Origin of the sequence: Methanolobus sp. ZRKC4, from assembly GCF_045291305.1 — an archaeon.
Lineage (GTDB): Archaea > Halobacteriota > Methanosarcinia > Methanosarcinales > Methanosarcinaceae > Methanolobus.
On sequence record NZ_CP146983.1, the window covers coordinates 1,161,317 to 1,186,014 of the forward strand.

The 24,698-nt window shown below is 41.0% G+C and carries 25 protein-coding genes; 13 read left to right on the top strand and 12 right to left on the bottom strand.

The annotated features are described in order from the left end of the window. Window positions 1-603: 603 nt before the first annotated feature. Both V7O67_RS06130 and V7O67_RS06135 read right to left on the bottom strand, forming a co-directional pair. Window positions 604-960, bottom strand: coding sequence for a type II toxin-antitoxin system PemK/MazF family toxin (locus V7O67_RS06130; RefSeq protein WP_342305735.1), 357 nt, complete (start codon window positions 958-960; stop codon window positions 604-606). After that, entirely contained in the window at window positions 957-1,202 is a 246-nt protein-coding gene (locus V7O67_RS06135) for an AbrB/MazE/SpoVT family DNA-binding domain-containing protein (RefSeq protein ID WP_342305734.1), read from the bottom strand. The genes V7O67_RS06130 and V7O67_RS06135 overlap by 4 nt, the downstream gene beginning before the upstream one ends. Before the next feature lie 1,226 nt (window positions 1,203-2,428). Here V7O67_RS06135 and V7O67_RS06140 point away from each other — a divergent pair. Further along, window positions 2,429-3,754, top strand: coding sequence for an ATP-binding protein (locus tag V7O67_RS06140; protein WP_342305733.1), 1,326 nt, complete (start codon window positions 2,429-2,431; stop codon window positions 3,752-3,754). Between the two features lie 442 nt (window positions 3,755-4,196). Here V7O67_RS06140 and V7O67_RS06145 read toward each other — a convergent pair whose 3' ends face one another. Next, complete coding sequence (locus V7O67_RS06145; protein WP_342305732.1) at window positions 4,197-4,916, bottom strand: hypothetical protein; 720 nt, start codon at window positions 4,914-4,916, stop codon at window positions 4,197-4,199. A gap of 134 nt (window positions 4,917-5,050) precedes the next feature. Beyond that, window positions 5,051-5,959: a cache domain-containing protein gene (locus tag V7O67_RS06150; protein ID WP_342305731.1), complete on the bottom strand. Its 909-nt coding sequence runs from the start codon at window positions 5,957-5,959 to the stop codon at window positions 5,051-5,053. Window positions 5,960-6,366: 407 nt separating this feature from the next. On the opposite strand from V7O67_RS06150, the gene V7O67_RS06155 reads away from it, so the two are divergent. Beyond that, window positions 6,367-6,831, top strand: a complete 465-nt coding sequence (locus tag V7O67_RS06155) for a universal stress protein (RefSeq protein WP_342305730.1) — start codon at window positions 6,367-6,369, stop codon at window positions 6,829-6,831. 217 nt (window positions 6,832-7,048) lie between these two features. Here the strand turns inward: V7O67_RS06155 and V7O67_RS06160 are convergent, their stop codons facing one another. Continuing rightward, entirely contained in the window at window positions 7,049-7,822 is a 774-nt protein-coding gene (locus V7O67_RS06160) for an NYN domain-containing protein (protein ID WP_342305729.1), read from the bottom strand. Window positions 7,823-7,875: 53 nt separating this feature from the next. Further along, window positions 7,876-8,217, bottom strand: a complete 342-nt coding sequence (locus V7O67_RS06165; RefSeq protein WP_342305728.1) for a hypothetical protein — start codon at window positions 8,215-8,217, stop codon at window positions 7,876-7,878. A 335-nt stretch (window positions 8,218-8,552) separates the two neighbouring features. Here V7O67_RS06165 and V7O67_RS06170 point away from each other — a divergent pair, with 335 nt between their 5' ends. The 7 genes from V7O67_RS06170 to V7O67_RS06200 all read left to right on the top strand — a co-directional run bounded on the left by V7O67_RS06170 (window position 8,553) and on the right by V7O67_RS06200 (window position 14,729). Beyond that, window positions 8,553-9,086: a RimK/LysX family protein gene (locus tag V7O67_RS06170; protein WP_342305727.1), complete on the top strand. Its 534-nt coding sequence runs from the start codon at window positions 8,553-8,555 to the stop codon at window positions 9,084-9,086. Window positions 9,087-9,282: 196 nt separating this feature from the next. Then, window positions 9,283-10,302 carry a tetratricopeptide repeat protein gene (locus V7O67_RS06175; RefSeq protein ID WP_342305726.1) on the top strand — a complete coding sequence of 340 codons (1,020 nt, stop codon included), beginning with the start codon at window positions 9,283-9,285 and terminating at the stop codon, window positions 10,300-10,302. A 206-nt stretch (window positions 10,303-10,508) separates the two neighbouring features. Beyond that, a complete protein-coding gene (locus V7O67_RS06180; RefSeq protein ID WP_406671239.1) occupies window positions 10,509-11,240 on the top strand; it encodes a fumarylacetoacetate hydrolase family protein in 732 nt (243 codons plus the stop codon). Next, window positions 11,240-11,539: a hypothetical protein gene (locus V7O67_RS06185; RefSeq protein WP_406671240.1), complete on the top strand. Its 300-nt coding sequence runs from the start codon at window positions 11,240-11,242 to the stop codon at window positions 11,537-11,539. The genes V7O67_RS06180 and V7O67_RS06185 overlap by 1 nt, the downstream gene beginning before the upstream one ends. A gap of 114 nt (window positions 11,540-11,653) precedes the next feature. Then, window positions 11,654-13,363 carry a glutamate--tRNA ligase gene (locus tag V7O67_RS06190; RefSeq protein WP_406671242.1) on the top strand — a complete coding sequence of 570 codons (1,710 nt, stop codon included), beginning with the start codon at window positions 11,654-11,656 and terminating at the stop codon, window positions 13,361-13,363. A 96-nt stretch (window positions 13,364-13,459) separates the two neighbouring features. After that, a complete protein-coding gene (locus V7O67_RS06195) occupies window positions 13,460-14,413 on the top strand; it encodes a DUF523 and DUF1722 domain-containing protein (RefSeq protein ID WP_342305721.1) in 954 nt (317 codons plus the stop codon). 73 nt (window positions 14,414-14,486) lie between these two features. Continuing rightward, entirely contained in the window at window positions 14,487-14,729 is a 243-nt protein-coding gene (locus tag V7O67_RS06200; RefSeq protein WP_342305720.1) for a hypothetical protein, read from the top strand. 76 nt (window positions 14,730-14,805) lie between these two features. Here the strand turns inward: V7O67_RS06200 and V7O67_RS06205 are convergent, their stop codons facing one another. Further along, window positions 14,806-15,396 carry a 30S ribosomal protein S3ae gene (locus V7O67_RS06205; protein WP_406656804.1) on the bottom strand — a complete coding sequence of 197 codons (591 nt, stop codon included), beginning with the start codon at window positions 15,394-15,396 and terminating at the stop codon, window positions 14,806-14,808. A gap of 292 nt (window positions 15,397-15,688) precedes the next feature. On the opposite strand from V7O67_RS06205, the gene thiM reads away from it, so the two are divergent. After that, window positions 15,689-16,474, top strand: a complete 786-nt coding sequence (gene thiM, locus V7O67_RS06210; RefSeq protein ID WP_406671245.1) for a hydroxyethylthiazole kinase — start codon at window positions 15,689-15,691, stop codon at window positions 16,472-16,474. Between the two features lie 24 nt (window positions 16,475-16,498). Further along, window positions 16,499-17,152 (top strand): thiamine phosphate synthase, encoded by a 654-nt coding sequence (gene thiE, locus V7O67_RS06215; RefSeq protein ID WP_406671246.1) that lies wholly within the window; start codon window positions 16,499-16,501, stop codon window positions 17,150-17,152. 71 nt (window positions 17,153-17,223) lie between these two features. Here the strand turns inward: thiE and V7O67_RS06220 are convergent, their stop codons facing one another. Continuing rightward, window positions 17,224-18,795, bottom strand: a complete 1,572-nt coding sequence (locus tag V7O67_RS06220) for a serine--tRNA ligase (protein WP_406671247.1) — start codon at window positions 18,793-18,795, stop codon at window positions 17,224-17,226. 200 nt (window positions 18,796-18,995) lie between these two features. Between V7O67_RS06220 and V7O67_RS06225 the strand changes: the two genes are divergently transcribed. Together V7O67_RS06225 and V7O67_RS06230 are read left to right on the top strand one after the other, a co-directional pair. Then, window positions 18,996-19,928: a ketopantoate reductase family protein gene (locus tag V7O67_RS06225; RefSeq protein ID WP_406671248.1), complete on the top strand. Its 933-nt coding sequence runs from the start codon at window positions 18,996-18,998 to the stop codon at window positions 19,926-19,928. 43 nt (window positions 19,929-19,971) lie between these two features. Next, window positions 19,972-20,541 (top strand): uracil-DNA glycosylase family protein, encoded by a 570-nt coding sequence (locus V7O67_RS06230; protein WP_406671249.1) that lies wholly within the window; start codon window positions 19,972-19,974, stop codon window positions 20,539-20,541. Between the two features lie 20 nt (window positions 20,542-20,561). Here V7O67_RS06230 and V7O67_RS06235 read toward each other — a convergent pair whose 3' ends face one another. The 4 genes from V7O67_RS06235 to glmM are packed head-to-tail and all read right to left on the bottom strand — an operon-like array spanning window position 20,562 to window position 24,671. Continuing rightward, window positions 20,562-20,795 (bottom strand): KEOPS complex subunit Pcc1, encoded by a 234-nt coding sequence (locus tag V7O67_RS06235; RefSeq protein ID WP_406671250.1) that lies wholly within the window; start codon window positions 20,793-20,795, stop codon window positions 20,562-20,564. After that, the gene (locus V7O67_RS06240) at window positions 20,792-22,132 is read right to left on the bottom strand and encodes a DHHA1 domain-containing protein (RefSeq protein WP_406671251.1); all 1,341 of its coding nucleotides are present in this window, start codon (window positions 22,130-22,132) and stop codon (window positions 20,792-20,794) included. The genes V7O67_RS06235 and V7O67_RS06240 overlap by 4 nt, the downstream gene beginning before the upstream one ends. A gap of 32 nt (window positions 22,133-22,164) precedes the next feature. Continuing rightward, the gene (gene glmU / locus V7O67_RS06245; protein ID WP_342305712.1) at window positions 22,165-23,373 is read right to left on the bottom strand and encodes a bifunctional sugar-1-phosphate nucleotidylyltransferase/acetyltransferase; all 1,209 of its coding nucleotides are present in this window, start codon (window positions 23,371-23,373) and stop codon (window positions 22,165-22,167) included. Further along, complete coding sequence (glmM, locus tag V7O67_RS06250) at window positions 23,370-24,671, bottom strand: phosphoglucosamine mutase (RefSeq protein ID WP_406671253.1); 1,302 nt, start codon at window positions 24,669-24,671, stop codon at window positions 23,370-23,372. The genes glmU and glmM overlap by 4 nt, the downstream gene beginning before the upstream one ends. Between the last annotated feature and the right edge of the window lie 27 nt (window positions 24,672-24,698).

Consider the following 24,698-nt stretch of genomic DNA (forward strand, 5'->3'; position numbering starts at 1 on the left):
TCTTGAAATATGGGCTCTGGTCCTCCAAATCGCGCATTTTTCAGACAAAAACACTGTGATTCGGTGGTATAGGGAAATAGCGTCTCCTTGGAATGACGGCATCGTGGCTTAATCCCACCCGAGGCTCTTTACTATTCTAAGTTTCAATATCACAATCTTAGATTACATTCTGTTGTTTTATTGTAACTATTCAGCCTACCACAATTAGCCTATTGATACTGATTTAATCAAAACGGAGATGTTTGCTCACTAACAACCTAAGAATCAAAAAAGCAATCAATGGCAACAATCAAAATTAATGATCCTAATAAAATGTAGGTCTCAACTTTTTGTCAAGATTGCTATTGATAGTGTTTTTATCAGGCTGAATAGTTACGTTTTATTTAGTAATTAACTCTAAACCTGTAAATGATTTTTTGAATATTTGAGTCATCCTTATTTTTGAGCAAAGCTCTTTTTTGAAAAAGTGACAGGCTGAATTACTGCGTAAATCAACCTTTTAGTAAGGGTTGGTGTGTCAATACGCCTTTCGTCGTATTCACACAAGTGAAGAGATCAAAAAAAGAGATATTCATTTAGTGTGCTATGTGCAGCAGGTGTGTTTTATTGACCTGCTTTTATCATGGCTATCAATTTTTCATCGACATCCTTTATTTTTGCATCAGTAACTTTCCCTACTTCAGCAATAATTATGTCTTTTGTTGCGGTGAATAGTTTATTTGTTCGAATTAGACTATCTACTTTGAGGTGGCCATCAGCAAAATCGTCTTTTCTTAAAGGCACTTCATAGCCGTCCAGACGATGGTTCGATGTTATCTGACAGAGTATAACGTCTTCTCCTGCTAGATCCACAATAACCAGTGCAGGTCTTTTCTTCGATGCTGTCAGATCCGAAAACGGAAATGGCAAAATTACAACTGTTCCTTTGCTTGTTCTCAAGCTGTTACTATGTTCGTTCATAGATAGTCCCATGCTTCATCTTCTTCAGGTGTATCCCAAAGTTTTGCAAGAGCCTTTTCTGATGCTATAGCAGTGCCCATTCTCTTTTCAACATCATCAAGTGGCCGAATTTCTATATGAGAATCTGTGGCTATTACTGCAACGCGATGTCCAATATCAAAATTACCTGTACGCATGGAAGCAGGAATTACGATCTGACCCTTGCTTGTTATAGTTGCAGTCCTTATTTCTTGAATTGACAAAACATGTCACTCCTTAATTCTTTTTCTTTTTCTTTCGGTTTTTGCCTTACATGGATTACATGTAAGATAAGTAATACAAGGTTAACTCAACATATAAAGTTGATGTTCAAAGATTATTTTGATCACAGGTTGGAAATATTATTTGATTTTTACAGGCTGATAATCTCTGTTTCAGGTGGAGTTTTTCAAATAAAAATCCAGTTGGAAATGGTGTTGCAGGGCGATGCTGGAATACAGGTATTAATCGTGTACCTAAGGGAATATAGGAAAAAAGCCACGTGCGCTGCGAAGCAGCGCAAATGCTGGGTATGTGGGATTTTTTAATTGAAGTTCCGTTTTGTAAAAAACGATATCAAAGAGCTTATAATGTGGAATTTGTAAAGGGAAATAACAGTACCAAAGATAGGATGAATTGCACCGGAAACTATGGGTAAATAGAATTTGATTTTTTTAGAAAAGTATATAACCTTAAAAAAAACATTTTAAGTCAAATGGAATTTAATGCACGAACTGTCTTTATAATATTGTCTATTTTTTTGGCTCTGTAGAAATCCTCTAAATTATGGGACAAATAACCGTATGCAATTATTCAAAATGCACTCGATGATATTGATATAATTTGTTAAATTAAGTCCACAAATACTGATTTTGATAGGTTTTCTACAGAGCCGTAAAAATGTAAATACTACAGAAAACCAATAAATTTAATATTGGTATTTTTGCATTCTTCTTTTTTGTATAGCTTATGCTCTTCAGACAACACGGCTATACCTCATTGTATTATGATTAGACCTTACAGCAATCTTACGAGTAATGCCAAGTTCTTTAAATTCCTTGGACAGTCGTTTAGACTGCTGATACGTATCAACAACTAAAGGTTCAAGATCAGGATAACGTTTAGGTTTGATAGGTTTCAGGTTCTTATTGCGTTCCTTAAAAGGACGAATAATATCAGAAACTATAAAGATATGACCAAATATCCTTTTGAAACCAACATTAAAGACTGAACAGAAATTAACAAGAGACTCTTTTTCATATTATCAATATCGATAACTTTTTAGTTTTCAGTTATGTCTCTAGTCTGAATTTATTTGTTGTATGGTCTAATTTAAATTTTGAGATTTTATTTCATATTGGGGTATTTTGTCGTTTATACTCGACAAAAAACAGTTATTTCATCGTTTATACTCGATGAGTATATAAGCAGAAAGGCCCAATTGTTATTCATGGACACCAGGGATAAACTGAAAAGTACTATTATTGACTGGCAGGGGAGGGAGTTACCACCGCTTCAAAGACGTAAATATGAGCTAAACATTGATACGCCTTATGTAAATGATATTGTGGGTGTCAGGAGATGTGGTAAAACCTATTACATGTATCAGTTGATGTCTGAATTGCTTGAACAGGGTGTAGCAAAGAACAATATATTGTATTTGAATCTTGACGATGACAGGCTGCAGCCACTTAATGGAGATGAACTTCAACTCCTAATCGAGACATTCAGGGAAATGCAGGAGATATCCGAAGAAGATCGTTTGTACATTTTCCTGGATGAAATCCAGAACTTTCCTTCATGGGAGAGATGGGTCAAAGGCATATATGACAGAAAACAAAATGTGAAGATTGTAATAAGTGGTTCAAATGCATCCCTGCTTTCACAGGATATATCCACACTGCTTACTGGCAGACATCTAAGCACAAGAATGTTCCCTTTCAGCTTTGTGGAATTTCTAAATTATCATTCGATAACCTACGATGTGAAAGAACTTCCCTATTCCGAAGACAGAGCAATTATCAAGCGTAAGTTCACAGAATATCTTAAAAATGGAGGATTTCCTGAGACTATCGTCTATCCATCTATCCAGCATCGGGAAATATTACAGTCGTATTTCGACGACATCATATATCGTGATATTATCTCAAGATACGGGATACGCAATCCTCTTACCTTCAAGGACCTTGCATTGTTCTGCATATCAAACATCGCAAAACCACATACTTTCAATTCTCTCAAACGGCTGTTTGCCAATTATTCATCTCTCAGTACAGATGCCATAATTAATTACCTTTCATATCTTGAAGATACCTTTTTGCTTTTCAGTATCCGGCATTATGATGAATCATTGAAGCAGCAGATGAACAAACCCCGGAAGTTGTATTGCATAGATACAGGTATGATCAATGCAGTCTCCTTTAAACTCTCCTCCGACACCGGAAGATTATACGAAAATCTGGTTTTCATCCAGCTTTTACGCTCTGGTGATGAAATATATTACTGGCAAAATCAGAAAGGACACGAAGTTGATTTTGTAATGAAGAAAGGACTTGAACCAACCCAATTGATACAGGTATGCTTTGATCTGTCTGACCCCAAAACCAAAGAACGTGAGATAAATGGTCTTCTGGCCGGGATGAAGAATTTTAAGATGAAAGAGGGTATTATCATCACTTCAGATGATTTTGGCGAGGAGATTGTTGATGGGAAGAAGGTGAGGTATGTGCCATTGTGGTATTGGTTGTTGGAAGAGGATGGTGTTTTGGGGGTATAATACGGTATATTACATAATCACCACTCTAAAAAAAAGGTAACTATTCAGCCTGATAAAAACGCTATCAATAACAATCTTGACAAAAAGTTGAAACGTAAATTTCATTAGGATCATTTATTTTGATTGTTGCTATTGATTGCTTTTTTGATTGTTAGATTGTTAGTGAGCAGACATCTCTATTTCGATGAAATCAGTACCAATAGGCAAATCGTGCCAGGCTGAATAGTTACCTTTTTTTGTAACTATTCAGCCTGATAAAAACGCTATCAATAACAATCTTGACAAAAAGTTGAAACGTAAATTTCATTAGAATCATTTATTTTGATTGTTGCTATTGATTGCTTTTTTGATTGTTAGATTGTTAGTGAGCAGACATCTCTATTTCGATGAAATCAGTACCAATAGGCAAATCGTGCCAGGCTGAATAGTTACAAAGAAACATTCAATATGGGATCTCAAGTGCATGGATTATTTTTTCAGTGTTCTCGGGATTATTGAATATAAGACGGATATTTCCATTTTTGAAATAGTAGAGTCTCATTCTTTCATCAATGTGGGATTGGCCGGGATGTATCTCTATTCCTTTTGCTTTGGAGGGTGGGGTGGTGTTCAGGGTTATGTCAACAAGCTTTCCAAGGCTTTCAAGGAAATTGATGGACTGTTCGGGATTTTTTAGTGCTTTTAATTTTATTACCGTTTTATTCCTTGTTTCCAGTGTTTCTGAGGAAGAAGCGTAACTGACAGGTATGAGACGCCTGCAATCACTCTTAATCCTTTTTAGAATATGATTGTCGTTCTGGAAATACTCGGTTTTTAAATGTTCAGCTATCCTGAAGGCATCATAGGTTTCCATGTTGTCGATAAATCTTAGAATGCTGTCATAGTCTACAGAGATCATTGGGTAATTTTTACTTTCGATCTGGATTATTTGATTTAAGAAGATTTCCCTGATGTTGTTTATGGCCTGATTGAGGTTAACGGAGTCAGTAAAAGGAAACAGGAACAAAGACTGCCGACTGGAGGAGGGGATAATACTTCCAAGATGAGTATTGATCTCTCTGATATTCTCTTTTGTTTCTTTCTGAGCATTGTACAATAGTCCGATCGTTTCATTCTGCAAGGAATAAGTCGTTGTTCTAAGATCGTTATTGTCTTCGGCCATCAGGCGTCCTCTTAGCATTAAAATTATATATATTTTTACTGAGGAAAAGGATGAACCTGGCCTATGTTCAATCTAGTTAGGTCTGCTCAATTAATAATCAAAATAAACTGATGTAAAAAAAGTGGAGTGAAAGATCACTCCAGAATAATCTCGTTCTGCGGTTCCCATGCAGGCTGGTTTATGGAAAGGAACTCAAGGTCAACATCTCCGGTATTCTCGATGTATTGCTTTGCGTTTGCAGGCACGAGGACAAGTTGTCCTTTATTCAGTTCAAATGGTACGTCCTCTATGTAGAGCATGCCTTCACCCTCAAGAACGTAATATGTTTCCGGGTTCTTCATAATGAGGGTATCAAGGGTAGCACCTGTTTTAACTGTAAAATGTGCAATGCTGTAATCCATGTCCATACCCATTTCAACTCTATTCGGGTTGATCAGGTTTCTAACGGTTGCATCTCCAAAGTGATTGATATCATCGATGTCTTCAAGATTTTTATCATAGACGAAGTCATCTACGTAGAAACCGGAACCTACAAGATATGTCTGATTATCGATAGAAACTTTCTTGATAAATGTGGATTTTGTAGAAGGTTCTGTTTCACCTGGTTTTGGCCATTCATAATTGATCCATCCCTCGCCTTCTTCACTTAAAGCCGTCTCGATGAAGATTCTGCCTATGGGTTTGGCGTTGAAGTCTTGAAGTTCGCTCATATCCTCGCCTTCCCTGTTCACTTCGGGTGGGTAGACGACACGTAGCCCGTCAGCCTTCCAGACAAATATGTAGGACTCATTGTGGAACCACTTGCTATCATTCCCTCTGAATTCAGGAAATGCCAGCTCTCCTTTTTCATCGATGAGTTCAATAGCAGCATTGACCTGCGATATTGTATAGTCTTTCTGGGCTAACAGTTCGTTCTGTTCTTCTTCAATTATTTGTTCTTCCTGTTCAATAATAACTGTCTCTTCTGACTGCACGCAACCGGCAACTGCCAGCAAGAGAACAGTAATGAACAGAACACTAAATATATTTTTAAAACGGTTCATATTGTAACACCTGTCAAATTAAAAGTAAAATACTAAAAATGTTAATTTCCATTTGATACAGTTCATCCGGATTGTGTCCAACAGTTCTAAGTTGGAGTAATCAGGATTTCCCGGAAGCTCAAATTAGTGCAATCTATGTTGGATTTCTGTTGTCCCGGTTCAGTCCTAAGCTTTACATGTGGGGGGTGCTTGTATTTGAGTCAACAACTTCTACTAAACCCCTATTATCGGTGACAGGCTATATTAATTAATACTATATTTATGTTGTTAATGTAAGGGAAGATTCTGTTCGACAAATGTTCATCACAATCAAGGATTATTATGGACCGGCCATTTCATCTTTTTTAAATGTGAAAAATGCTTTATCCTAGTTATTACATAAATATATTGTTAAGGAGTGGGTATTTTTGCAAAGTGAAATATACAAGAAAATAATGGTTGCAACCGATGGTTCTGAAAATGCAAGTAAAGCAGCACTTTCCGGAATCGAAATTGCAAAGCTTGCCGGAGCGAAACTTTATGCTTTGAATGTAATGCCGATGATACCACATGCCTCTTATTTTGGGGTGCCTATAGAACCGCCTAAAAAGGTATCTAAGGATGAGAAAAGTTTGCATGAACATTTTGAAAAAGATGGGAAAAAAGCACTGGATGCCGTGAAGGAGATGGGTACAAGGGCAGGTATAGAGGTAGAAACAGTATTAGTTGATGGTCATCCCGGATCTGAGATCATAGATTTTGCTGAGAATAACGATATAGATCTTATCGTTATGGGCACATTGGGAAGGACCGGTCTGGACAGAGTGATTCTTGGAAGCGTGGCAACGGATGTCGTCAGGCACGCAAATACACGTGTTCTCGTCGTCAAATGATCTTTACATCTTTCTTTTTTTGTAATCGTAGTTTATTGGGTCAAAGTGCGGATTGTGTTCGTTCAGGTGCTTTGTCTTCTATGTACGATTCAGTTTCTGTAAATTGTTTTGTCTAGTCGACAAAAAGAGTGTATTCTATCGACTATACTCGATAGCTATCTAAGTAGAAAACTCTAATTCATATTTGTGGATACCAGGAAGAGTCTCGCATGCCTCATCACTTCTTCCCTCTGCTTCTCTTATCCCTTATATAAACAACAACACTCTTCCCTGCGCCATTCTGTGCTCTTTTATCGATATCAAACAGATTTGTTGCTTCAACTAATTCCCCTAGCTTCTTGTAGCCGTAGTTTCTGGGGTCAAAATCGGGGCTGCGTTTGATGAGGTTTCCGCCAACTTCTGCTAGGAAAGCCCATCCATCTTCATCTGCTGAATCTTCCACTGCATTTCTCAGGTGATTCACAAGTCTTGTGTTTCCTTTGAGTTCATTAGTTTTCCTTTTTTCAGTTTCTGGTGATGCAGGGATATCTTCAGTATCTGTTTTTTGTTTTCTCAGAATTTCAGTATAAATGAACTTATCGCATGCTGAAATAAAAGCCATTGGAGTTTTCTTTTCACCGAAACCATAGACTTTCAGACCTGCCTCCCTTATTCTCTGCGACAGACGTGTGAAATCACTGTCACTTGAAACAATGCAGAACCCATCCAGTTTCTCTGTATAAAGCAAGTCCATGGCATCAATAATAAGTGAGCTGTCCGTTGCATTCTTGCCAGTGGTGTAAGCGAATTGCTGTATGGGCTGAATGGAATGATCGAGCAGGGAATTTTTCCATGAGCCCAGGTTTGGTGATGTCCAGTCCCCATAGATCCTTTTGACACTGGCAACACCATAAATTGCAATTTCATCCAGCAATCCTTCTATTATTGATGGTTGGGCGTTGTCGGCATCTATTAACACAGCCAGTTTATCCTGGGTTCCATTATTTTCCATTCTTAGCACCATCTTCTACGCTTAAACGACATCGAAGAATTTCACTGCGAAATCTACTGATGATCTTTCCTCAAACCCTTCATTCTTTCAAGTTCAGTTTCAAGTTCCTGTATTTTTCTCTCATCTAGCCTGTCCGACATGTCAGAAAGCTCCTGACTTGCCATCTTTGTTGAACTATGCAGCTTATCAACGACATTTTTCTCCAGGCACAGCTTCTTTCTTTTTGTCTCACTGATAACGTCACCAACAAGGATCTTGCCTTCTTCTTTGTTGATCCCATGACTATGAGCCTTGTTCTTCAGGAAATCTCTGACTTTTTCTTGTGACAATGCGGCAAGGGTGGCACCGAGAACCGCTGCTCCTCCCAAAAGACCTGCTTTCTTCATTTTATCCATATTTAAACTCCCACTGATTCGTATCGTTTTATGTTTTTGACAACGTTCAAATCCTTCCGGTCAAAGTTGGCAACTCGAAGATCAAACGTTGCTGTAAGGATGCTATACCCTTGCATCCTCAGTCCACGATAGAATTATTGGAAGTTCAATCTATATTAATACAATGGCATGAGGATAGTAATAGTAATTTATAAGTTCAATTATAAAAATGGTTATTGAACATAGCAGGACTTTTTCGTAGCATACATGATTACTAACGATGAGCAGAAACAAAATGATGAATTTAGTTCTGCCAAATTATTTAATGAGTAGTGTCATAGTTATTTTGAGTAAATATGAAGGTCAACGATCTTAAGGCTATTCTAAAATTCAGTGCAAAGGAAGAGGCATTTTTTGGCAGGTTTGATCTTCCTAAAGATGCCTTCTATCCAATGATCCTTTCTTTGAAGATTGGTGGTGCCTGGAGTTATTCCACAGATGACCTTAAAGGCATCTCAGTTATGAAGGTATTCACTACCTACGATGAAGAAACTAACACAGGTCATACTGTAGAGGAAATATATCTCCTTTTGGATCCGGAATATGTGTCGAAGGAAGGAACTGTTCACCGGCTGGAAAAATGTGGTGGCAGGGATGAAAGGGCTCTGGTGACAAGGCCATATTCAGTGACATTGAAAGCAAAAAGGATAATTGTTGCATCTGTGAGTACAGAAAAGAAGAAGATATTTATCAAAGAGCTTGATCAAAACACAGTTTCATTCACTGGTCCGTCTGCTTTTTACGCTGCCCATGAGATGGAACACTTAGAACATATCGGAATAGATGGACTTCCAATGTGGGCTTTTGAGTATGAAGAATTGAAAGGTTGATGGTGCATCTGTAAATATGTATTAATCTCTACAAACATCTTTATATGCGTTATACATGCTTAAAAATAAGCAAAAACAGTTATTCAATAAAGTGTTACTAACTACAGGTACTAATTATATCAAACCGTGCTGGAACCTATAAGGGTGCGGAAATTAACACGTTGAATATGTGATATTGAATAAAAAAGGTGCTAATATGGGAATGCTAGATGACGTCAAATCAAAGAAAAAACAGAAAGCTGCTGAAAATTGGATGAAAATGGCTGAATCGGCCAAAACACTTGAAAAGCAAATAGAATACTATACCAAATCACTGGACATAGATCCCTATAATGCAGAGGCATGGTTCAAGAAGGGCAAAGGCCTGGAAAGACTTGGACAGTTTGAGGAAGCTAAAAGATGCCTTGACCTTGCAGTCGAAATTGATCCGGACTATCAGGGGCTTATTAGTCAAAAATATGAATCAAATGCTTCTCCAGCTCCTCTTGTAGATGATGGTGCAAGTTTTGTTTCATCCCCTTCTGAACCAGTTATTGAAGATGAACAGGACACCGGGGAATGGATAGCTGAAACACCGGACACTATCATTACAGAAGAAGAAGAAGAAGAAGTGCTTAAGGAGGATGAATATTCTTTCACCCCGCCTGTTGGGGAAGAATCGATATTCAGCAATGCAATATCAAGTTCAGATGAAGACAATGGCTCTCCTGCAATGATTAGGGAAGAAGAGGATGATGATGTTTTTGGCAGCAGTCAGGAAGGATCATCTGTAATATCTGAACCCGACATAATTTCGGAAAATGGCCACATGGCTGCTGACGAGGCTTCTTCATTTGCATCATCTATCTCCCCTGAAGTTGAAGAAGTAGTGGTGAATGAAAGAGAGGATACGTTCTCATCCGATCAGGCATCAACTACCCCGGAAACTCCTTCATCTTTCAAAGCTGAAGAAAATGTTATTAGCAATAAGGAAACTGTAGTCTCAAAATCAGCTAGTATCAGTTCTCCCTCGGCAGCTATCTCCAGGAAACCTCAAATGGATAAAATGAAAGCTGCATCACTTCCTTCTTCAAAACCCATCAGTAGTTCAAGGCCAGTTGCAATCTCCAGCTCCGAGATAGTAGATATCAGGATACCATTGAATGAAACAATAAAATTCTGGGCAATAGGTATTATTGCAATGCTTATTGTTCTGATAATCTCCTCAATAATTTGAAGATGATCTGGAAGTTTCAGGAAATGTACTTGGATGCAGTTATCGAATGATGTAGAGGGTTCCGACATCATTTCTTCTTTTTTAAAAAGTGTAGTCGATTGAATGTTTCCACGTAACAAATTCCTACTTTAGCGGGAGTCTTCTTCCATTTAGGAATCATTCTAATACTCATCCTTATCTATAATGAAAACAAAACAGTCCCACTGATGTTCGGACGATTCAGGTGTAATGATAATGTGTTCTACGGTGAGGTGAGTGGCAATACAGTAACTTCACAGGAAGGTGCAGTTGTGGAGTATAAACTATCAGAGTTAGAGGTGCTGCCACCGTCAAATCCTTCTAAGATCGTATGTGTGGGTCTGAATTACCATGACCATGCAGTTGAACTTGGTCTTAGCGTCCCCGACGAGCCAATACTTTTTATCAAACCACAATCTGCTGTTATTGGGCATCATGGGAAGATTATTTATCCCAAGGTTAGTGAAAGAGTAGACTATGAAGCCGAACTTGCAATAATTATAGGTAAAAAATGCAAGAGTATAAGTTATGAACGGGCTTACGATGTAATTGCCGGATTCACATGTTTCAATGATATCACGGCCAGGGATCTCCAGAACAAGGATGGCCAGTGGACAAGATCCAAGAGTTTTGACAGCTTTGCACCAGTGGGACCTTTCATAGTTCCGGCAGAAGATTTTGAAGCAGATAATGCATCCATAAGTACACGAGTCAACGGAGAAATAAGGCAGGATTCAAATACTTCTAATCTTATCTTCGATGTACCTTATCTCATTGAATTCATATCCGGGATAATGACACTGGAAGTAGGCGACATAATAGCAACAGGCACCCCTCCCGGAGTAGGTGAGCTCAATCCGGGCGATCTTGTGGAAGTTGAAATAGAGGGAATTGGAATTTTAGGAAACGAGGTTGTATAATGCTTTTCGATCAGATTAACAAGGAACTTGAACTTGCAGAACGTCATTTAATGGTCCTGAAGGTTGTAGTTAAACGTGGTCCTATCGGAATACTGAAGCTCGCAGAGGAAACAGGCATGCCTACCCATAAGGTACGTTATTCTCTTCGTGTCCTTGAACAGGAACAATTGATCAAACCTTCATCACATGGTGCCGTCGCCGGCGATTCTGTGGAACAATTCGTATCTGATTTTGAAATAGATATTGATGAACTGATCAGCATAGCAGAAGTAGTAAAAGATATTGGAAAATCCTTCTGACCATATATTTTAAGTTCAGTTCTTATAATTCATCCTACTATGCTTACAATACAGGGATTACGGAATTTTCCAATCCCATTGTATATATTAATCTGATTTTTTCGGAGAATACAGATGACTTTAACCGAGGATGACAAAAAAACAGTGGAGAAATATGCTCTCCAGAATGCAGTAAAATACGGACAGGCCCCTCAGATCGGAGCTGTTATGGGCCGTGTTATGGGAGAATGTCCCCACCTGCGTTCCAAAGCAAAGGAAGTAACTCCCTTTATTCAGGAAATACTTGGCGAAGTTTCAAAAGAAACACCAGAACAATGGCAAGCCAGGCTTGAAAAAATAGCCCCGGAACTTATTGAGGAATTATGTACCAAAAAAGAACCTGATAAGGGCTTGAAAGACCTGGATGTTGAAGAAGGCCAGCAGGTTGTAATGCGTTTTGCTCCAAACCCCAACGGTCCGCCAACACTTGGAAGTACCCGCGGTATTGTTGTGAACTCCGAGTACGTAAAGAAATACGGTGGCAAGTTCATTATACGCTTTGATGACACAGATCCACAGACAAAACGCCCGATGCTTGAAGCCTACGACTGGTACATTGATGACTGCAAATGGCTTGGGGCCGACCCTGATGAGGTAGTTATTGCCTCTGACAGAATTCCCATATACTATGACTATGCCAGAAAGCTCATAGAAATGGGACATGCATATGTCTGTTTCTGCGATGGTGCCGACTTCAAGAAATTCAAAGATGCAAAACAGGCCTGCCCTCACAGGGACACAAGCCCCGAAGAGAACCTTAAACATTGGGAAAAAATGCTTTCTGGAGATTACGAGGAAAAATCTGCGGTCCTGCGCATCAAGACTGATATCCGGCACAAAGATCCCGCACTAAGGGATTTTGGTGCATTCAGGATCGTCAAGACTCCTCACCCCAGACCGGATGTTGCAGATAAGTATTGCGTCTGGCCATTACTGGATTTCGAAGGTGCCATTGAGGACCACGAGCTCGGTATGACTCATATAATAAGGGGCAAGGACCTGATGGACAGTGAAAAGCGCCAGAGCTACATATATGGCTATCTGGGATGGACATATCCAAAAACCACCCACTGGGGCCGTGTGAAGATACATGAGTTCGGAAAATTCAGTACCAGTGGTCTGCGCAATGCTATTGAGGAAGGAGAGTATTCCGGCTGGGACGATCCGCGCCTTCCAACCCTGCGTGCCCTGAGAAGACGTGGCATAATGCCCGAAGCTATCCGCAAATTCATGATCGATATGGGTGTTGGAGAGACAGACATCAGCATCAGTCTCGATACACTTTATGCCGAGAACCGTAAGATCATCGATCAGAAGGCAAACAGGTATTTCTTCGTATGGAACCCGGTAAGCATTGAGATTACAGGTACAGAGCCCCGCACTGTGACCCCACCACTTCATCCAACTGAAGATAGGGGTACTCGCAGTATAGATGTAGGTTCAAAGCTATACGTATGTAATGATGATGTTGGGAAGTTTGAAGTAGGTTCAAAGATAAGATTGAAAGATCTCTACAACATTGAGATCACCTCCCTTGAACCTCTGCAGGCAAGTTACCTTGATGATTCCATTGAAACTGTCAAGAAAGAAAAAATGAGAATCATCCACTGGGCTCCGGTGGATGGAGTACCTGTAACAGTACTCTCACCTGATGGCACGTTCCAGGGTACAGGCGAAAGGCAGATAGCTACAGAGCTTGACAATGTAGTCCAGTTTGAGAGATTTGGGTTCTGCCGTATAGATGATGTGGACAAAGAAATTGTAGCTTACTATACGCATAAATAGAAGGGAATTCTTCTATTCCCTTTTTTACTCTATCAGTTTTATCCACAAACTCTTTTTTGTTGTTTATCGTATTCACATACTATCGAGGTTATTCTAATGCCAAAATTTCCACGTCCAATAATCGTGATCAGCAAATGTCTTGGATTTGCCGCCTGTCGATATGACGGAGAAATGCTACCATTCCAATTGGCTGAACCTATGAAACCTTTTGTTGAATTTATTGATATTTGTCCGGAGTGCGAAATTGGTCTGGGTGTTCCACGCAAGCCGATCCGCATAGTCACCAATGATCAGAAGCATCTTATACAGCCAGCTACCGGAAAGGATCTTACTGCTGAGATGGAGATTTTTGCAAGATCATATCTTGGGAAATTGAATGATTTTGACGGTTTCATTCTTAAATCTAAGTCTCCTTCATGTGGAATTGGGACAACTAAAGTTTTCCCTAACTCAGGTAGTAAAGAATACTTGCATGGTCAGGAAAATGGTTTTTTTGCAGATGCAGTATTAAGAGATTATCCGGACCTGCCTGTTATTGATGAAATACAGACAGATGATTCTATTCTAAGGGATCATTTCCTGGCCAGAGTATTCGCAATGGCATCCTTCAGGGAAATGTCATCTTCTACAAAGCTGCACGCATTGGTTGAGTATCATACAGAGAACAAACTTCTGTTCATGGCATACGATAAGCAGCTTATGACTGTCATGGGTAATCTTGTTGCAAACAAGGAGAATCTTCCAGTTGAGCAGGTTTATGAAAAGTACCTGTCCTTTTTATTGCAGATACTTTCAAAACCAGCTGAAACAGGTATTGTTGTTAATGCTCTGATGCATGCATTCGGTTATTTTTCCCGAAATCTTAGTGCCAGAGACAAATTCATCTTCATGCAGAAATTGCAAAAATATCGCGAAGATAATTCTTCCATATTTGAATTGAAAAAATGGTTCATATTTAAGGCAGAAGAGTTTAATGCAGACTATCTTTTGAAGCAATCCTTTTTCCGGCCTTATCCTCCTGAACTGTCCGGCAGTTTGCAGATAGTTTGATATGTTTTAAAAATCCATATTGTATTGTCGGTGCATTATTTATCAGGGGTATGCACAAAAGGAGGATATTGTCGTGGAAGAGAATAATATCGAAGCAACTGATATTCAGGGATCGGATGAAGGCGAAGAGGAAGAACTGATAGAAGTATGTCCTGTCTGTGGCAGTCCGGATCTCTATTATGAGACCGGGGGGATTGAAGGTCTTTACCACTGTAAATACTGTGGTTATATTGGTGGATTCGTTATTGATGCCAACCAGAAAATGATGGCTCTTATACGTGAAGAATACGAGCGCAAGCTCCGTATTTCTGAATAAAGACTTTCAGTTATTGTCCTTGATAAGTACACAAAAAAAGTAAAGAGTAGGTGGTTAAAACCACCTGAATATTAAGTTAAGCAGCTACAGGAAGAGCTTTAACTTCTGTCTTCCTGATCTCCACCCTTCTAAGCGGGTAGATGAACTTTGCATTCCTGTAGATGTTTGCGGAAAGCTTGCCCATGATGGCTTCTTCGATGAACTGCTCGAAGTTAAGCTCTGCAGCACGTTCCCTTACAATCCTGTCCATGACTTCCCTTATAGCCTTTATCTGGCTTGTTCTTGCTCTCTTAACAGTGAAGCATATAGGCTTGACTCTGATAAGGTAACCATCCTTTGTTGTCACGTCGAGATTTGTGTCAATTCTTGAGGTCTGGCGCTTGACAATGGAACGCAGGTAATCGGTTGTGATCTCGTGACCAATGAATCTGGTGTTGGCAACATCACCATTGACTTCACTGACTTCGAGCTTAAGCTTTGTGTTGTGCTTGGTAAAATCGTTTGCGATTTCGCCAACAGTTGTCTCTACAACACGGCCGATAAGCTGCTCTGGTTCTTCTGCAGGGGTCACTCCGATATTTGTCCTGCTGATGAATTCAGGTGTTTCTACATTATACCATGTTTTTGACTTCCACTTGTCTAACTTTCTCTGTGCTTTCTTTGCCAAGAAATTCCTCCGGGTAAATATTATTTAATGATGGATGTAATTCTAATGATATATTGTAATTGTTTAACTAGCGATCAGAATCTGATTCTGAAATAATGTATGAACTGATAAATTGGCTCTCTATACTATGCATGTCTCTATATAAAGAAATCGGTTACTGGTTTCAGCAAAGAGTATGGGTGATTGTGAGTGACAAAAAGTATTTTATTAATAAATACTTCTCTATGACATTCACAATTGTAAATCTAATATCAAGAAAATGTTTCTTGTGGCACATAGGAGTGTATTATATATGGATCATCCACTGCAAACAATCAGGGAAACAAAACCACTGGTACATCACATTACTAACTGGGTAACGATATACGATTGCGCGAATATGACAAGAGCATTTGGTGCACTTCCGGTAATGGCTCATGCTCCAGAGGAAGCCGCAGACATGACGGGTATTGCGTCTGCGCTTGTACTTAACATCGGTACACTTACAACCGAGCTTGTTGATGTAATGATTATCTCGGCTACCGCTGCAAACGAAAATGACATACCTGTGGTACTGGATGCTGTCGGTGTTGGAGCAACAAAATTCAGGGATGAGATGGCTGCAAAGATACTTGATTCAGCACATATTGACATAATCAAAGGAAACTATTCCGAAATCGCAAAACTGGCAGGTGAAAATGCACAAACCAGGGGAGTTGAAGCAACTGCAATTGATGCCGACCCGAAGAAAGTTGCAAGCGATTTTGCAAACTCAAGGTCATGTGTTGTTGTTATGACAGGTAAGGAAGACATCATCAGTGATGGGAAGAAAACCTTTGTTGTAAAGAATGGTCATGATTCAATGGGTTCAGTTGTAGGAACCGGGTGCATGGCTGCATCGGTTATTGGCTCTTTCGCCGCGGTCAACACAGATTATTGTGATGCAGCAAAGGATGCTCTGTGCTATTATGGAATATCCGGGGAACTTGCATCTGAAAAGGCGATGGGTCCCGGAACTTTCAAGATGCATTTCTATGATGAGGTATTCACCCTTTCAGATGAAAAAGCTTTGTCCATGCTAAATGTTGAAGAGTTCTGATCGGACTATTCAGGGATGTTAATAATGAATCACAAAGGATCACTGCTGGAAGTTATCGATTTCTACCTAGTGACAGATTCAGGTCTTTCGAAAAAAGGAACTCTCTCTGATGTGGAGAATGCAGTTGCAGCAGGATGCAGGATTGTCCAGTATAGAGAGAAGTCCGGGAGTACAAAGGACATGATCCTTGAAGCTGCACAGATTAAGACTCTGTGCGGTAATGAGGCAATTTTTCTGGTAAATGATCGGGTAGATGTCGCTCTGGCAGTAGATGCTGATGGCGTACATATCGGGCAGGATGATATGTCAATTGATATGGCAAGGCAGCTTATGGGACCGGATAAGATTATCGGACTTTCGGTCAGCAATGTTGAAGAGGCCCTTGATGCCGAAAGAAGCGGTGCTGACTATGTGGGACTAGGCCCGATATTTGATACTGCTACTAAGAAGGATGCTGGAGATGGTATCGGCCCTGAAAGTATAAGGTTTGTGAAGAATTCTGTAAATATTCCAGTTGTTGCGATCGGTGGCATCAATAAAGAAAACTGCACAAGTGTTGTCCGGGGTGGTGCCGACAGCCTTGTAGCTATCTCTGCAGTAGTTTGCAGTGATGATGTGAAAAGAGAAACAAAAGAATTCATTAATCTTGTAAGACTGGTCAAGGGACAGGAACAGTAAGATAAAATTGTATTGTTATTTTAAAAAAGAAATGGATTTTGATGGGATATTATTCCCATCAAAACAAAAAATCAAAGGAACCTGATTCCCTCGGGGATTTCTCCTGCTCTTTTCCTGAATTCCTCAGGCCAGTTCTCAGGGTCCAGTCCCTTCTGTGCAAAGAATGCTGATGCCCATCTCTCAAGTCCCACTCCTGAACATCCGGACCAGAGTTCCTCACCGGACTGGCACTTGACATTGAATCCAGACGGGTATTTGTTACCGTTTACGCTGACGTTCTGGAATTCCAGCCATTCTCCATCCTCGCCACGGTATGGCAGTACAGCTTCATAGTCGGTAGTACCGGTTTCAGTCTGTTCGGAAACTCCGGTAAGTCCTTCCTGTGCCATGAACCATGGTGTGACCCATGCCTTTCTCCATTCCAGGTCGAGTATCTCATTGAAGATATGCATGTACTTGTCATGCAGCCTTGAAGCAGTCTCAAGGACCTGGTCTTTGTTACCTACCCACAGGATTTCTATCCTGTGGAACTCGTCCACACGTTCCATGCCGTGAATTCCTCCACTCTCATACCTGTGTGAGGTTCCTGATCTGTCAAATACCTTAATCGGGAACTCATCGGTTGGAACAGTCTCGCCCTGAAGATATGTCCAGAAGGGTGGACACTGAGCATAGCACATTCCGCCGATCGGGTCTCCGATCTTATCCTTGATTAGTGATGTAGGGACCTCATGGGTTACCTTGTAGTGGTCAATGACCTCTTCCCAGAACTCAGGGTCACGCGTCTTAGGAGGGCATACGTAATATATCTCCGGATAGACACCTTTTGCATGTCCTGATTTCTGCCAGACTTCCCATGGAACAAGTTTAGGGAATATCATCTCCCTGTATCCCAGTGGTTCAAGCAGCTCTTCAAGCACTATCTTTTCAAAGGTTCTGAACATCCTTGTGGACTGCGGACCATGAATCCACTGTCCTCTGCTGGCACCTCTTTTAAGCCATCCGGCCTCCATCATTGCCTTAGTAGGGTCTTCGGTGAACTTATGCTCCTTTTTCTCGCTTTGCCAGAGGATGTGCCAGTGCTCGGTCTTTCCTCCGTATGAATGCTGTTCGATCTTGTCTTCCATCAGGGAAAGTATCCTGTCAGGTACACGGTTTGACATTGCAGCTTCATCAACATCGAGTTCAAGCCTGACAACTCCGTCTTCGTATCCCATCTTTGTAACATATGGTATTTTCATCTGAGGAAGTTCATTTTCAGATGGTACTTCAATTGAGTACGAGTCAACCTCTATTCCACGGATTCCTATCTTGAATCCTTTTCCAAGTTTTCCGGCAAGTGGCTTTCTCATACGAAGTAGTGCATCATGCACACGCACATGCCTGCCGGATTCTATAGTAAGGCTTATCCTGTCTCCCTCAACTTTCCATGCAGTGACTTTTGCTCCCTGTCCCTCAGGTGCTCCCTTTGTGAGTATGGTTTTGTTAGCCTCATCGATGTATTCACCGATAACATCTACCGCTTTTGTTGCATCGGCACTTGTCTTCAGTGAACATTCCAGCTTGAATTTGAAATTGATTACAGCTCCGACACCATCAGGTTTGTCTGCTGGACAGCATTCATCTCTTTTCTTTGCTTCCATTATGATTCCATTCCTCTTTGTGATTTTGATAATTTAGTGGCGATAAGTAAGTTATGATGCCTGATTTCCACAAATAGTTTTCTTTGTCGGGTTACTTTATGCATGATGTATCTTTTGATAATTAAGAACTTCTCTTTATGCCATCCAGGAGTTATTCTTTTAACGGAAAAAAACATCTAAGTCAGAAATGAGGGTCTGATATGAATGTTCTAATACTGGGTGCGGGAGCTGTCGGTCTTTCCATAGCCGCAAAGCTCTCTACTGTATGCAATATACATGCAGTATCCCGAAAACGACATGCAGACCGGATTATTTCTCATGGTTTCATGATGTCCGGGATGTGGAGCGAAGGTACATACAGTTTCAGTTGCTCGGAAGCTGTTCCTGAAGACATGAATCCTGATTATGTATTCATTACTTGCAAATCGACAGGTACTAGGGATATCTGTAACCAGTTCTCTGATTTGCTGAAGGGTCGTGAGGTTATCAGTATGCAAAACGGCCTTGGTAATGAAGAGATCATTTCAGAGTACACGGATCATGTAATTGGTGGCACCATTATTACGGGCTTTGAGTGGAAAGGGAATGCACAGGTCCATGTTTCAGTCGAAAGTGGTCCGATGAACCTTGGAAGGTTCCCTTCAGGTCTTGATGAGAATGTAATGGAACTGGTCACACTATTAAAGGAAGCTGGCATGAAAGCGGAGGCTACAGATAATATCAGGAGTTCCATCTGGTCCAAGGTTCTTTACAATTGTGCCCTCAATCCACTTGGTGCCGTGATGGGTGTTCCTTATGGAAGGCTCAATAATGCTCATGCATGGAGTGTCATAGAGAATATTGTAACGGAAGCTTTTATGGTGGCAGAGGCTGACTCGGTATCTTTGCCATGGAAAAGCGCAAAAGAATACCTGAAACACCTGCATGACATCCAGCTTCCAAATACTGCTGGGCATCACTCATCCATGCTTCAGGATATCTCATCAGGCAGGAAGACAGAAATAGATTTCATGAATGGTGCAATTGTCAAAAAAGCACATGAATTTGGTATAGCTTCTCATTACAACTCTTTCATCTCAGAACAGATACGCTTCATGGAAGACTTTCAGGCAGAAAAACAATCACAGGATTAAATTATCTATTAAATCGATGTAACTATAGTTGACAGGTGTGTACATGGCAATCCGAAAAGTGAGTGAACTTGTAGAACAGGGATTTGAAGGCATCGAAAAAGAGATTATGGAATGTACTGACTGTCAGCTTCATGAAACGGTCACAAACAGGGTCATCAGTAAAGGCTCCAGAAGTCCCAGGGTCGTTTTTATAGGTGAGGCACCCGGTAAGAATGAAGATGAAACAGGCATTCCTTTTTGCGGGAGGGCCGGAAAGAATCTTGATGAGATGATCGAATACATGGGCCTTTCAGAGAATGGCTATGCTGTCATAAATACAATAAAGTGCCGTCCTCCCAAAAATCGAAATCCCTTGAAAAACGAGATTAATGCCTGTAAGGCATTTCTCCTGGCTCAGATACGACTTCTGGACCCAAAAGTAATAATCCTGCTTGGCAATACTGCTGAAAAAGCGTTTTGCAACGGTGAGAAGCTCGAGTGGGGTGTTCCCAGAATAGTGGATGGGAAATATACTCTTTTGAAGATTTATCATCCGGCTGCTCTTATCTATCAACGCTCAAGAATCGAAGAACAAAATGCTCTGATAGATAGCAACAGGAATCTGTGGGAATGAAAAAGTAGTTTTAGAATACTTTATTCTTTAAGTTTTTCGGCTATTTCTTCTGCGACCTTTGCATTCATGAGCAGATCATCAAGGGTTGCTATGAGTGAAGTGATTTTTTCTGTAGTGATGTGGATACACACACTGCCATTCTTTACCTCAGTACGCATGTTTGTCAGGTTATCAGGAGCCAATGAGTTCGCAATTTTCTTAGCTATCTGCATAGCTCCTTCGTCTTTGAACTCGATGGTAGTACTTATCTTCATTCACTCTTCTCCGGTTTGGGGAGTTGTTCCAAAACGATCTCATCAACTTTGCTGATGAACTGTTCTGCCGTTCCAGGGGGTATAGAGGCACCGGATGCCACATTATGTCCTCCTCCTTCACCATCGACCAGTTTAGCAGCCTCACGGAGTGCAAATGACAGGTCAAGTCCTTTTTCTACAAGTGCACGTGTGCCCCTTGCTGAGACCTTGACAATGTCCTCTACCTGATTGACAGCTATGAAAGGCATATCAGGATTGACATATCTGACGAAAGTACTTGCTATAAGGCCAGTTCCTTCCATATCTTTCCCTATCAGATATCCAATGCTATTACCCTGTTGTACTATATCCAGGCCTTTTTTGATGTTTTCCACAATTGATATCTGGTTGGATATTGTCATATCTGCTGCTTCTGCCAGGTGTGTGTCGTTCTTCATACATATAGAGAGTCCCATGCCGGCTTTTTCGGCCTTGCCACACGTGTTCAGTATTGCAACGAGATCATAAACGTTGTGAACTAGCTCCTTGTTAAGGATATATACATCACCAATAGCTGCATCGATGGCTTCAGGACTGGCGTTCTTTGCCAGTTTGAGAGCGATGGCGGATGTAAGTTTCTTGGTCTGGTCTGGATCAAGGTCTTCAATATTGCCATGAAGCCCTAGAATATCGAGGAAATTATCTATATTCTCCCTATCTCCAGTGAAGTCGAGATAAGGTTCAGGTGTGTACTCAAGTATTTTTGCAAGGTCTCCGTCACCGATTCGAAGTCCTTTCCTAACGGATACAATTTCTGCGTTCACAGCCTCTTCCAGTATGTGGCCGTTGATTGTGCTGAAAAGCTGTTTATCGCCCACAGCACCTGCAATTGCGAGTCCTGCAAGGTCTATATTATCAGGTCCCATTTCCATCGCTACAAAGAAGGTTACTCCGGATCCGGACACATGCATTGCTCCGTCAATTCCGACAATGTGTGGGTTCACAAGAACCTTGGCAGGTGTCTCTCCTACCGGCACGTGATGGTCAAGCACAATAATCTCCTGCTTGATCTCAGAAATTATATCCGACTGCCCGCTACCCATATCGCAGAAAAGTACCAAATCACCGTCAGCAGCAGTAGCTTTTACCATTTCCACTACGGCTTTATTAAGCCTTGGTACAATGGTAGTATGAAAGCGGATGTTCTTTCTCATGAGTGCCTGGCAGATTATTCCGGCAGACGTAAGACCATCAGCATCATTGTGTGAAATGACACGGACATGCTCATACTTCTCAATTACATCTGCTGCTTCTCTTGCCAGTTCCTTGAGTTTTTGCATCTCGATATTTAGTTTCATCCGAACCTCCGGGATAAAGATTGCAATATGTCTTAATTAGCTTTTCTTTTGTGTGTGACAACTTTACCGGGCATGGTAGAACTTCCGGGTTCCATTACAGTACCGATATTGATGCTGGTATTGATGCCGGTATGAACATCATCTCCCATGATGACTCCAAGTTTCCTGCGACCCGTGTCTACCAGTTCACCTTTTACCACTGACCTTATGTTCCTGTTATCGTGCCTGAGATTCGCAACCTTAGTGCCAGCACCGAAATTACAGGCTGTGCCTATGACACTGTCACCAAGATATGAAAGGTGTCCTATTTTCGTGCCATCCATGATCACGCTGTTCTTTACCTCCACAGCATTGCCAATATGAACATCATTGCCAATAGCGGTTGAAGCTCTGATGAAGCAGTTAGGTCCTATATCACAGTTATCGCCAATAATTACCGGTCCGACTATGTAAGCACCGTTGCGGATAATGGTGTTCTTGCCAACATTGACGTTTCCATTGAGGGTTGCATAAGGCTCAACGACACCTTCTCGTGTGTTATCTATATTTTCAAGCAGCACCTTGTTTGCATCCAGTATGTCCCAGGGTCTTCCAATATCGATCCATTCGCTGGTGAGTATCTCATAACCAACGCTGCAGCCATCGTCTATCATCATCTGCAGTGAGTCTGTTATTTCATATTCCCCTCTTTTTGATTTTCCGGTTTTATCTATGTAATCAAAAATAACATCATCAAAAAGATATATGCCAGCATTGGCAAGGTTAGTAGGTGGGTTCTTTGGCTTCTCGATAATTCTGGTAACCTCATCTTCCTCGGTTTCAATGACACCGAACTGAGAAGGATTCTCAACTTTCTTCACACTAATAATCGCATCTTCTGTTCTTGATATAAGGTGGCTGATATGTTCTTTGCTTACAAGCATGTCACCGTTAAGAACAATGAAATGTCCTTTCACATATTCTTTTGCATAACCGATGGCATTGGCAGTTCCAAGCTGCTCTTCCTGATGCACGTACTCGACACTGATGCCAAGGTGGCTACCATCCATGAAATAATCCATAATTGCATCTTCACGGTATCCGGTAACAATGAGGAACTCTTTTATTCCTGCATCCGTGGCAGCATTAATTGTATGTTCCATCATTGGTTTGTTCGCTATGGGAAGCATAACCTTTGGTTTGGATACGGTGAGTGGTCTCATTCGTGTGCCTTCACCGGCGGCAAGTATAACGACTTTCATAAAAGGCACTCCTTAACGATGCTCTCTACTTTTGCATGGAGTTCTTCCACATTCTTTCTGGCCTCTGCTGTAATTCTTATCTTTGCCTCGGTTCCAGATGGTCTGACAAGCACCCAGCCGTCTTCCATATCAATTCTGATGCCGTCTATACTGGAAACTTCACCCATTGTTGCAAGCTTTAAGCTGATAGCTTTCATAACTTCGTCCTTTCTCGAATTATCACATGCAACTGTAGTTCTGAGTGTTGGGTACTGTGGGAGTTCTTCTCTAAGGGCCGAGAGTTTCTTTTCCTTGACTATATCGACAAGAAGGGCAGCGGCGTAGATCCCGTCCGGGCAATAAGATATCCTCGGGAAGATCCAGCTTCCAGATGGTTCACCACCAAAATTTGTACCGTGGCGTTTCATTTCTTCAGCCACATAGACATCTCCTACTCTCGTCCTGATGATCTCAGCATCCGGCAAGGCATCATCCACGATCATGGATGTGTCGACGGGTACGGCAATCTTTGATTTGCCTTTGCACTCATAGGATGCAAAAATAGCCAGCAATTCGTCACCTGTTACGAAGTTACCTTTTTCATCGATTGCCATCATTCTGTCAGCGTCTCCATCGTGTGCTATACCCAAGCTGGCATCAAGTTCTCTAACTACTTTCATCAGCATCCCGAGATTCTTCTCATTGGGTTCTGGATTCCTGGCAGGAAAATGCCCGTCCAACTGTGAGTTGAGCGTAATGACTTCACATCCCATTTCTCTGAGTAAAAATGGAGTAATCGTACCTCCTGCTCCACATCCACAATCCACAATAACTCTTAGGGGTGCACCGGTTGAATGGCTGCGTATCATATCAATGTGGTCTCTGACTGCATTTTCATATGAAGATAATTCTCCTATCATATTCCAGTCTACATTAGCAAAATCCTCATCCTCGATTATAGATTCAATTTCTTCCTGCTGCTTTGAATCAAAAGCCATTCCGTCGGGGTTCCACAACTTTATTCCTGCATACTCTGCCGGGTTATGGGATGCTGTTATCATAACACCGCAATCGTAGTCTCTTGTTGCGTACGCCAGGGTGGGTGTTGTTACAAGGCCGACACGGACTACGTCACAGCCGGAGGAGACAAGTCCTGAGATAACTGCATGCTCTATCATCTCGCCTGTAACCCTTGGATCCCTGCCGATGACAGCAGTTTTCTTCAATTTTCCAAGTGCCAGACCTACTTTGAGGGCTAAGTCCACAGTAATATCCCTGTTTGCCACTCCTCTTATGCCTGATGAACCGAATAATTTCATTTAATCCCTCTTTTACTCATTTGTCAG